The 9,878-nt window shown below is 55.3% G+C and carries 8 protein-coding genes; 6 read left to right on the plus strand and 2 right to left on the minus strand.

Going from position 1 to position 9,878, the window contains the following annotated elements; genetic code table 11:
- Positions 1-10 precede the first annotated feature (10 nt).
- From rpoC to hmcF, 5 genes are all read left to right on the plus strand, one after another.
- A complete protein-coding gene (gene rpoC, locus RDK48_RS14610; RefSeq protein ID WP_298998006.1) occupies positions 11-4,180 on the plus strand; it encodes a DNA-directed RNA polymerase subunit beta' in 4,170 nt (1,389 codons plus the stop codon).
- An 840-nt stretch (positions 4,181-5,020) separates the two neighbouring features.
- The gene (locus RDK48_RS14615; protein ID WP_022658301.1) at positions 5,021-5,305 is read left to right on the plus strand and encodes a hypothetical protein; all 285 of its coding nucleotides are present in this window, start codon (positions 5,021-5,023) and stop codon (positions 5,303-5,305) included.
- A gap of 117 nt (positions 5,306-5,422) precedes the next feature.
- Positions 5,423-5,830 carry a cytochrome c3 family protein gene (locus RDK48_RS14620; protein WP_298998005.1) on the plus strand — a complete coding sequence of 136 codons (408 nt, stop codon included), beginning with the start codon at positions 5,423-5,425 and terminating at the stop codon, positions 5,828-5,830.
- Positions 5,831-5,877: 47 nt separating this feature from the next.
- Complete coding sequence (gene hmcE / locus RDK48_RS14625) at positions 5,878-6,558, plus strand: sulfate respiration complex protein HmcE (RefSeq protein ID WP_298998004.1); 681 nt, start codon at positions 5,878-5,880, stop codon at positions 6,556-6,558.
- 42 nt (positions 6,559-6,600) lie between these two features.
- Complete coding sequence (hmcF, locus tag RDK48_RS14630; RefSeq protein WP_298998002.1) at positions 6,601-7,986, plus strand: sulfate respiration complex iron-sulfur protein HmcF; 1,386 nt, start codon at positions 6,601-6,603, stop codon at positions 7,984-7,986.
- A 186-nt stretch (positions 7,987-8,172) separates the two neighbouring features.
- Here hmcF and RDK48_RS14635 read toward each other — a convergent pair whose 3' ends face one another.
- Together RDK48_RS14635 and RDK48_RS14640 are read right to left on the minus strand one after the other, a co-directional pair.
- Entirely contained in the window at positions 8,173-8,526 is a 354-nt protein-coding gene (locus RDK48_RS14635) for a response regulator (protein WP_298998001.1), read from the minus strand.
- Positions 8,450-8,998 (minus strand): Rrf2 family transcriptional regulator, encoded by a 549-nt coding sequence (locus RDK48_RS14640; protein ID WP_298997999.1) that lies wholly within the window; start codon positions 8,996-8,998, stop codon positions 8,450-8,452. Before RDK48_RS14640 ends, RDK48_RS14635 begins: the two co-directional genes overlap by 77 nt.
- Positions 8,999-9,331: 333 nt before the next feature.
- On the opposite strand from RDK48_RS14640, the gene RDK48_RS14645 reads away from it, so the two are divergent.
- Complete coding sequence (locus tag RDK48_RS14645) at positions 9,332-9,748, plus strand: Rrf2 family transcriptional regulator (RefSeq protein WP_192112874.1); 417 nt, start codon at positions 9,332-9,334, stop codon at positions 9,746-9,748.
- Positions 9,749-9,878: the final 130 nt, after the last annotated feature.

Genomic DNA, 9,878 nt, shown 5'->3' on the forward strand with positions numbered 1-9,878 from the left:
AAGGTATACTATGAGCCTGGACGATCTTTTCACCGCACGCGGCGCGTCGACCAACGTGACGAACATCCGCAACCTGAAAGCCATCCAGATTTCCATCGCATCGCCCGAAGCCATTCGTGAATGGTCTTACGGCGAAGTGAAAAAGCCGGAAACCATCAATTATCGCACCTTCAAGCCGGAGCGCGACGGCCTGTTCTGCGCCAAGATATTCGGCCCCGTGAAGGACTATGAATGCAACTGCGGCAAATACAAGCGCATGAAGCACCGCGGCATCGTCTGCGAAAAGTGCGGCGTTGAAGTTATTGCCTCCAAGGTGCGCCGCGAGCGCATGGGCCACATTGAGCTGGCCGCGCCCGTTGCCCACATCTGGTTTTTGAAGACCCTGCCTTCCAAGATCGGCACCCTGCTCGACATGACCATGGCCGATCTGGAAAAGGTGCTGTATTTCGACTCCTACATCGTTCTTGATCCCGGTCAGACCAATCTGCAGAAGCGTCAGGTCATTTCTGAAGACCAGTACCTCCAGATTCTTGACCACTATGGCACGGACGAAGTTCTGACCGTGGGCATGGGCGCCGAAGCCGTGCGCAGCCTGCTGGAAGAGCTGGAGCTGGAAAAGCTGCGCGCCGAACTGCGCGAAGAAGGCGAATCCACCAAGAGCCAGACCAAGAAGAAAAAGATCACCAAGCGCCTCAAGATTGTTGAAGCTTTCCTTGAGTCGGACAACAAGCCCGAATGGATGATTATGGAAGTCATTCCTGTCATCCCGCCGGAACTGCGTCCTCTGGTGCCGCTGGACGGTGGCCGTTTTGCCACCTCTGACCTCAACGACCTTTACCGTCGTGTGATCAACCGCAACAACCGTCTGAAACGGCTGATGGAACTGGGCGCGCCCGAAATCATCATCCGCAACGAAAAGCGCATGCTTCAGGAAGCTGTGGACGCGCTCTTCGACAACGGTCGTCGTGGCCGCGCCATTGCAGGCACCAACGGTCGCCCGCTCAAGTCGCTTTCCGACATGATCAAGGGCAAGCAGGGCCGCTTCCGTCAGAACCTGCTCGGCAAGCGCGTTGACTACTCCGGCCGTTCGGTTATTACCGTTGGCCCTTACCTCAAGCTGCACCAGTGCGGTTTGCCCAAAAAGATGGCTCTTGAGCTGTTCAAGCCCTTCATCTATGCCGAACTTGAAAAAAGAGGCCACGCCTCCACAATCAAGAGCGCCAAAAAGATGGTGGAGCGTGAAGAGCTGGTAGTGTGGGATATCCTTTCGGAAGTGGTGCGCGAATACCCCATTCTGCTCAACCGCGCCCCTACCCTGCACCGTCTGGGCATTCAGGCCTTTGAACCCCTGCTGGTCGAAGGCAAGGCCATCCGTCTGCATCCGCTCGTCTGCTCGGCCTACAACGCCGACTTTGACGGTGACCAGATGGCCGTGCACATTCCCCTTTCGGTGGAAGCGCAGATAGAATGCCGCGTGCTCATGATGAGCACCAACAACATTCTCTCGCCCGCCAACGGTGGCCCTGTCATCGTGCCTTCTCAGGATATCGTGCTTGGTCTGTACTACATGACCGCCGAGCGCAGCTTTGAGCAGGGCGAAGGCATGAGCTTCTGCGCCCCCTGGGAAGTGGAAGCCGCCTATGACGGCGGACAGGTTTCGCTGCATGCCCGCGTCAAGGTGCGCATGCCCGATGGTCACATATACGACACGACCCCCGGCCGCGTGCTGGTGAGCGACATCCTGCCCGAAAAGCTGGGCTTCGAAAACGTCAACTGCGTGCTCACCAAGAAGAACATTGCGCGTCTCGTGGGCGCGGCCTACCGGCAATGCGGCATCAAGGCCACGGTCATCCTGTGCGACCGCCTCAAGGACATGGGTTACGAATTCGCCACCAGGGCGGGCGTGACCATCGGCGTGAAAGACCTCACCATTCCTGAAAGCAAGAAGCACATTCTGGCTGCCTCGCAGGCGGAAGTGGACGACATTGAACATCAGTACCGCGACGGTATCATCACCCGTACTGAAAAGTACAACAAGGTGGTTGACGTGTGGACCAAGGCCACACAGGACGTCTCGGCAGAGATGATCAAGGATATCTCCTACGACATCCTCACTGATCCCAAAACCGGCAAGCAGGAAAAGAACCAGAGCTTCAACCCGATCTTCATGATGTCCAATTCGGGCGCTCGTGGTAACCAGGACCAGATGCGTCAGCTCGCAGGCATGCGTGGTCTTATGGCCAAGCCTTCTGGTGAAATCATTGAAACGCCTATCACATCTTCGTTCCGCGAAGGTCTGTCGGTGTTGCAGTACTTCACCTCCACCCACGGGGCTCGTAAGGGTCTCGCCGATACCGCCCTCAAGACGGCCAACTCCGGTTACCTTACCCGCCGTCTGGTTGACGTTGTGCAGGACGTTATTGTCTGCGAACACGACTGCGGCACTGTGGACGGCATCGAACTGACCCACCTCAAGGACGGCGGCGATATCAAAACCCCGCTGGCCGAGCGCGTCATTGGCCGTGTGCTGCTCTACCCCGTGTTTGATCCCGATGATCCAAACACCGTGCTGATGCCCGAAAACACGCTTATTGAGGAAAAGGAAGCCCAGCTTATCAGCGACAAGGGCATTTCCTCCATCACCGTGCGCTCGCCCCTTACCTGCCAGGCCGAACGCGGCATCTGCGCCCTCTGCTACGGGCGTGACCTTGCCCGCGGGCACCTGGTCAACACGGGCGAAACCGTGGGTATCATCGCGGCCCAGTCCATCGGTGAACCTGGCACGCAGCTTACCATGCGTACCTTCCACATCGGTGGTACCGCCTCGAGCACCATTGAAAAGAACAAGTTTGAAGCCCAGAACGCGGGTCGCGTTATCCTGAACCGCGTGCGCGCCGTCACCAACCGCGACGGCGTGGAACTGGTGCTCGGCAAGAGCGGCCAGCTCACCATTGTGGACGCTCAGGGCCGCGAACGCGAAAAATACATTCTGCCCAACGGCGCACGCCTGCTTGTCCATGACGGGCAGGAAGTGACCAAGGGCGTTGTGCTGGCCGAATGGGATCCGTTCAACGAACCCTTTGTCTGCGAAGAAGAAGGCGTTATCCGTTTTACGGACATCATCGACGGCAAGACCGTGCAGGAAAAGGTGGACGATATTACCCGTCAGGCATCCCTGACCATTATGGAATACCGCACCACCAACTTCCGCCCGTCCATTTCCATCTGCGATGAACACGGCAGCGTCAAAAAGCGCAGCCACGGCGGCACGGCGGCGGTCTACACCCTGCCCGTCGGCTCCATCATCATGATCAAGGACGGCGCAGACATTCAGGCCGGCGACATCATCGCCCGTAAGCCCCGCGAAACATCCAAGACCAAGGATATCGTGGGTGGTCTTCCGCGCGTGGCCGAGCTCTTTGAAGTTCGCAAGCCCAAGGACATGGCCGTGGTTTCCGAAATCGCGGGTACTGTCACCTACGCTGGCGAATCCAAGGGCAAGCGCAAGCTGGTGGTTACGCCTGAGATCGGCGAGGCCAAGGAATACCTGGTACCCAAGGGCAAGCACATTACCGCTGCCGACGGCGACTTTGTGGAAGCGGGCGATCCGCTGACCGAAGGCTACCCCGAACTGCACGATATTCTGCGCACCCGTGGCGAAAAGTACCTTGCCCGCTACCTCGTGGACGAAATCCAGGAAGTGTACCGCTTCCAGGGCGTGGGTATCGACGACAAGCACATCGAAGTTATTGTGCGTCAGATGCTCAAGAAGGTTACGGTTCTCGATTGCGGCGGCACCAGCTTCCTCGTGGGCGAGCAGGTGGACAAGGCCGAGTTCAAGGCTGAAAACCAGAAGGTCATTGCCGAAGGCCGTGTGCCAGCTACAGCGGAACCGCTGGTGCTGGGTATCACCCAGGCTTCGTTGACCACCTCTTCGTTCATTTCGGCGGCCTCTTTCCAGGAAACCACCAAGGTGCTTACCGAGGCGTCGCTCAAGGGCAAGATGGACTACCTGCGCGGCCTTAAGGAAAACGTCATTGTGGGTCGCCTCATTCCTGCCGGTACCGGCTACCGCGAATACGTCAACGGCGATATCGTGGTTCCCGACCAAAAGGAACGTCCCGACAAGTTCCTTGAAGACCTTGAAGAAAATCCTGTTCTGGTTGACCTGAACAACTAAGCAGACAGAATAAACCGGGCCATGGCCTGGAGACTGATAGCCCCCTTTGGAAGTTCGCTTCCGAAGGGGGCTTTGCGTTGGCGCGCGTGAGAGCCAGCGGGGCATCAACGTCTACGCCCTGGCCTGTCCACGGCCTGTTTGCGGCCTGCTCCCTCCACGGAGGCAGTTTCACCCACGGCATGCCCCTCTTGCCGCAGTAAACTTCTCTATTCCAAAATCCTGCCACAACATGTTGCTTGCCCGCCTCAGGTGCCAGCCACATCAGCCAGGGCCTCCTCACGCCCCACACTAGCCCCTGGAACAGTCCAATCAGCTTCACAGGAAGCACAATCCATATTGAGCCACAAATAAGCCGACCCCCTTTATACACGCAAGCGCCTGCGGTTATGCGCTGTGCAGGTTATCAAGATGCTAACCGGGCATTTGCGTTGCGGATCTTTGAAGATTGTACACACAAACACCATTACTTACAGAAACAATAAGCAATTTTTTAACTACGTTTGTACGCAAATAATCTGCACTTCTTCATCAAAATATTTTTTAAAACATTAATTGTATTGTTTTACTATGCAATTGCTGTGTTTATTACAATATCAATACATTAGCTCTTACGCCGATTGTGCATTTTTTCTCATTCAAAATAGATTGTCAATCCTTTCAGCAGTTGAGCTTAACTTGAAGTTTTTTGCATAAAAAAATCCATACCTCGTTGACACAGTATCTTTAATATGAGAATAGTTTTGTACGGATTAATTACATCAAGTTTTTTATTAATTAATTGCTCTTTTTAACCGCCTCATATAGACTGGGGCGCGACTGCGGAAGACGCAGGGGGTTGTTATGTCAGCTTTGTCAGAACGCGATTATCTGGCCGATGAAATTTGCGAACTGTTCACCAAGCTCACAGGCGATGCGTATGCCGAAGACATGGCACGTGCGCGCAAGCTGGCCGAGGGGGGAAACCCTCACGATCACTGGCTGCACACCACCAGGCTTGACTACGAATCGCGCCTCTTCATGTACATGGCGGCGGCTTTTGCCATGCGCTGCATGAAGGGCGAACCCTACAAGTGTGCCGTCTTCATGCGCAGCGCGGCCGAGGCCCTTAGCCAGCCCCAGGACTAGGCGAATGTCGACAACGGGAAATCCCGACGCATGTGCGCGGGATTTCCCCAATTGTGCCCGGCACAATTCAGGCCGGGAAAACACCAGCTGGATTTTGTCAGGAAGCAAGGATCCATCATGCGGGAAAAACTTATCAGATTCAGAACCACTCTCCCCTGCCTGTTATTATTGATCTGCGGCCTGGCGGCTTTGCCCGGCGCGGCATGTGGCAACGAGTTTGTGCCCGTTACCACGCCCGCCGTGAGCAAGCCAGAGATGCCCAAGGTCTTTTTTCCCCATGACAAGCATGTGGACGCAGTGGAGGCCATGAACGGCGACTGTTCAACCTGCCACAACATGACAGATGCAGGCATGTCTGAAACCCTCAAGGACGTAACATCGGTTCCGGCGAAAAAGCAGGTTGCTTACATGCACACCACCTGCACCGATTGCCACGTCAAAGCTGGCAAGGGCCCGCGTCTTGTGGACTGCCGAGTCTGCCACAGCGAACGCACCGCATCTGAGTTTGCCGGCAAGAAGAAGTAGCCAGTAGGCTCAAGGTACACCGAAGAATACGTTAGGAGGCAGATCAGATGCTGGATTTCATTACCGGACCGCTTTTCATTATTTCAATTGCCGTATTTGTTGTCGGCCTGCTTGCACGCGCCGTCTTGTATGTGCGCGGCCTTGATGCCCGCCTTGAGCGGGTGGCATACAGCTATCATACCGAGCGCTCCATCCCGGGTGCGCTTGCTTCCATTTTCAAATGGCTTATCCCTGGCGGCACCAGCGGCTGGCGCGCCCAGCCGGTTGCCACCATTCTTTTCTTTCTTTTGCATTTCGGCGCTGTGCTTATACCGCTGTTTCTTCTTGGGCACACGGTTCTGCTTGAAACCTATGTGGGCATAAGCCTGCCGTCGCTTCCCGGCGGCGTTGCCGATGTGCTTGCCATCATGGCTCTTTCCGGCATTGTTCTGCTCGCACTGCGGCGTCTTGCATCACCGGCGCTCAGGCAGCTCAACAGCGGCCAGGATTGGCTTATTCTGCTTTTGACCTTTCTGCCCTTTGCCACGGGTCTTATGGCGCGCCTTGACGGCGGTGCCTACCAGACGTGGATGATAGCCCATGTGCTCAGCGGCGAACTGTTTCTTCTGCTGGCCCCCTTCACCAAGCTTTCGCACATTGCCCTCTTCTTTATGTCCCGTGCGCAGATCGGCATGGACTTTGCCATTAAAAGAGGCGGCGCAACGCGCGGCGGCGCTTTCCCCTGGTAATCGGGGCAAACGAATTATCTTTTCGCCTGAAAGGAGCGAACCATGTCCGAATTGCTGTGCACCCCAACCCCCGTCACCACCAAGGAAGGCATCCTTGATCTGCTGAAGGACAAGGGCGGGGCGCAATATTATGCCCAGATGAAGGAACTGAAGGTCGACCAGGAAGCTCTAGCCCGCGACCTCGAGCAAACCTGCAAATCACGCACCCGCACATGGCTCAGCGTCTGTGCGCACTGCGCCATGTGCGCGGACAGCTGCTTTTTCTACCGCACCAACAACAACGATCCCACGCAGATTCCCTCGTACAAGATTCAGGCGACGCTGGGCGAGCTGCTGCGCCGCAAGGGCAAGGTTGACGCCGCGTTCATGATCAAATGCATGGACGCTGCCTGGGGCAAGTGCACCTGCTGCAACCGTTGCGCCGTTTACTGCCCGCACGGCATTGATACGGGCGTTATGTTCAGCTATTTGCGCGGCATCCTCTTCAAGCACGGCTTCATCCCGTGGGAAATGAAAATCGGCTCCGGCATGCACCGCGTTTACGGGGCGCAGATGGACGTGACCGAAGAAGACTGGGTTGAAACCTGCGAATGGATGGTCGAAGAACAGCAGGATGAATGGCCTGACCTGGAAATCCCTGTTGAAAAAGACAATGCGGACGTCATGTACATTCTTAACGCCCGCGAAGTGAAGCACTATCCTGAAGACATCGCTCAGGCCGCCATTCTCTTTCACGTCACAGACACCAACTGGACAGTGCCGCGCGAAGGCTGGGAGAACACCTCTCTCACCATGTTTGCTGGCGACTGGGAAGGCTGCGCGCAGAACGTCAAGCGCATCTACGCCGCCATTGAGCGCCTCAAGCCCAAGGTGGTTGTAGGCACGGAATGCGGCCACGCCCACCGCGCCACAGTTGTTGAAGGCCCCTACTGGGCCGGACGCGAAAGCGGTGATCCGCCGGTGCGTTTCATGCACTATGTGGAATGGGTTGCAGAGATGCTGCGCACAGGCAAGATCAAGATTGATCCTGCCAAGAAGCTCAAGATGCCCTGCACCCTTCAGGATTCGTGCAACTATGTGCGCAGCCACGGGCTTGGCAAGGCCACGCGCGAAATCATGAGCTACATTGCGGAAGACTTCCGCGAAATGGACCCCAAGGGCGACCACAACTTCTGCTGCGGTGGCGGCGGCGGCCTCAACGGCATTGGCCTGTACCGCAAAGAGCGCAACGTGGGCCTGAAAAACAAGCTGGACCAGATCAAGGCAACCGGCGCGGAACTGGTCATAAGCCCCTGCCATAACTGCTGGGACGCCATCCGCGACATGATGGAAGTCTACGAGGAACACAACATCAAGTGGTCGTTCCTCAAGCCTCTGCTGGTTGATATGATGATCATTCCGGATCACATCAACCACAACGAAGTATAAAAAATGGGCCGTCTGTGCGGCAGACGGCCCAACAAAACAAGAGTTCCTCAAAAGAACCTGAAAAAACTCGCCATCTGCCGCGCCAGCATTTGTCCTTTTGCCTGACGCGGATAACGGAGCGAACCACAGCCCTGACGGTCGGGTACTATCCCAGCCCGACCGTCAGGCGAGTATCAAACAAAAGCGCTATGCCATTGCAGCGCTGACGGTAGAAAGCAGCGCTTCGCTCGAACAGTTTTTTGAAAGAACGGGAATCCCCGTTCCAAAGCTCACAGGCCGGGGCCCAACAGATGTGCACACCACCGCCGGAAGCGACCTGGTGCTCGCATTGCGGCGCAAACGACTGTACATGATGGTGCCGGATGTTCCCTCCAGCTCCACATCAAAAACAACGCAGTCGGGCCTGTCGCTGGCAATTTTGGCCAGGCTTTCAGCACAGGTGCTGGCGGTGCTTACCCGGTAATTACACTGCTGAAGGGTTTGGGACAGTCTGCTTTGGCTTTCGGCATCGCTGTCTACCAAGAGAATATGCTTTTGCATTGGTGCCTCCGAAGTCGGTCTCCGGCAGAAGCGGAGAAGAAGGTTGCGCCACCCTGCGGCGGGTGGCTTGCCGCGGCGCTGAAGCACTACTCTGTCGAACGGAACTGAGAGTCACAGCTTCGAGCGAACTGTTCATGGAACGGGCGACCATATCCCAGGCGTCCAGCGCAGTTTTGCCTCTGGGGGCAACATTGCTGACACCAGGCAGGGAAATGCCGCCTTCAACTGCAATAATTATGTCGGCCAGCGTTATCTCATCAGGAGTGCGCGCCAGCATGTGGCCTCCGGCAATGCCACGAACGCTTTTGACAATGCCCTCAGACTGAAGCAGCCGCATGATTTTTTGAACAAACTTTTCAGATATGCCGGTGCAGACCGAAAGTTCGGACGCAGAGGCAGGAATGTCGTCATCTTGTTCAGAAAGGCACAATAACAAGTGCAAGGCATGGCAGGCCATTGTCGAAATACGCATAGTCATTCCTTATTTTGCAGGAGACAATAACTATCTCTAAACCGTATCTGTCTAATTTAGACTGTTCTACTCAACTTTTTAGCGCACCATAATAACGGCGTCAAGCGGGTACTTATGTGCCAAAATGAACGCCACCGGGCAGATTTCGATATGCTTTCAATGATGTGAATAGTTTCGCAACCTTTTGGCGAAGAAAAAAAAATACTGCCCATAGCAAATATAATGTGTTAGTTTTGTGCGTCATTAGTCATAGCTAGCCGCAGCATCGGCGCAGAGACGCCGGCAGTCATGGCAGATGGAAATTATTCAATCTGCACACAAGAGGGACCCGCAATGAAGCTTTCTGCAAAAACCCGGTATGCCGCCAGAATCCTGCTTTTTCTGGCAAAAAACGGTCTTGAGAAACCGGTCTCTTCAAGCCAGTTGGCTGCACAAACTGGCATAAGCTCACAATTCAGCGAACAGATTTTGCGCCAGCTGCGCCTGGCTGGCATAACGGGCAGCATCCGTGGGGCCAAGGGCGGGCATGTGCTTTTGCGCAAGCCCGAAGAACTCACATTTGGATGCATTGTCAAACTGATGGAAGGCGGCATTGAACTGACAAACTGCATGGAAAAGCCCGGCGAGTGCGCGCGCTTTGATGGGTGTGAAGTCCGAAAAGCCTGGGAAAACCTGCAGGCGACACTTGATGGCGTTTTTGAGTCAATTACACTGCGCGATCTTATGCACGACCCGCACATTCTTCTGTAGGAAGCACGGTTTCAATCGCAGAATCCGTTTATATAAGCATACCACTTGACACACAAAGGTCGGCCTGCGCCGACCTTTTTTATTATCTCAATATTACTGATATATTTTATCATACTAAAAAAGTATATAA

The organism is uncultured Desulfovibrio sp., from assembly GCF_902477725.1.
Classification (GTDB): domain Bacteria; phylum Desulfobacterota; class Desulfovibrionia; order Desulfovibrionales; family Desulfovibrionaceae; genus Desulfovibrio.

Excerpts from the sequence above, each read along its gene's own strand:
- rpoC (WP_298998006.1), top strand. The coding sequence starts at position 11 with ATGAGCCTGGACGATCTTTTCACCGCACGCGGCGCGTCGACCAACGTG.
- RDK48_RS14615 (WP_022658301.1), top strand. The coding sequence starts at position 5,021 with ATGTCAGCTTTGTCAGAACGCGATTATCTGGCCGATGAAATTTGCGAA.
- RDK48_RS14620 (WP_298998005.1), top strand. The coding sequence starts at position 5,423 with ATGCGGGAAAAACTTATCAGATTCAGAACCACTCTCCCCTGCCTGTTA.
- hmcE (WP_298998004.1), top strand. The coding sequence starts at position 5,878 with ATGCTGGATTTCATTACCGGACCGCTTTTCATTATTTCAATTGCCGTA.
- hmcF (WP_298998002.1), top strand. The coding sequence starts at position 6,601 with ATGTCCGAATTGCTGTGCACCCCAACCCCCGTCACCACCAAGGAAGGC.
- RDK48_RS14635 (WP_298998001.1), bottom strand. The coding sequence starts at position 8,526 with ATGCAAAAGCATATTCTCTTGGTAGACAGCGATGCCGAAAGCCAAAGC.
- RDK48_RS14640 (WP_298997999.1), bottom strand. The coding sequence starts at position 8,998 with ATGCGTATTTCGACAATGGCCTGCCATGCCTTGCACTTGTTATTGTGC.
- RDK48_RS14645 (WP_192112874.1), top strand. The coding sequence starts at position 9,332 with ATGAAGCTTTCTGCAAAAACCCGGTATGCCGCCAGAATCCTGCTTTTT.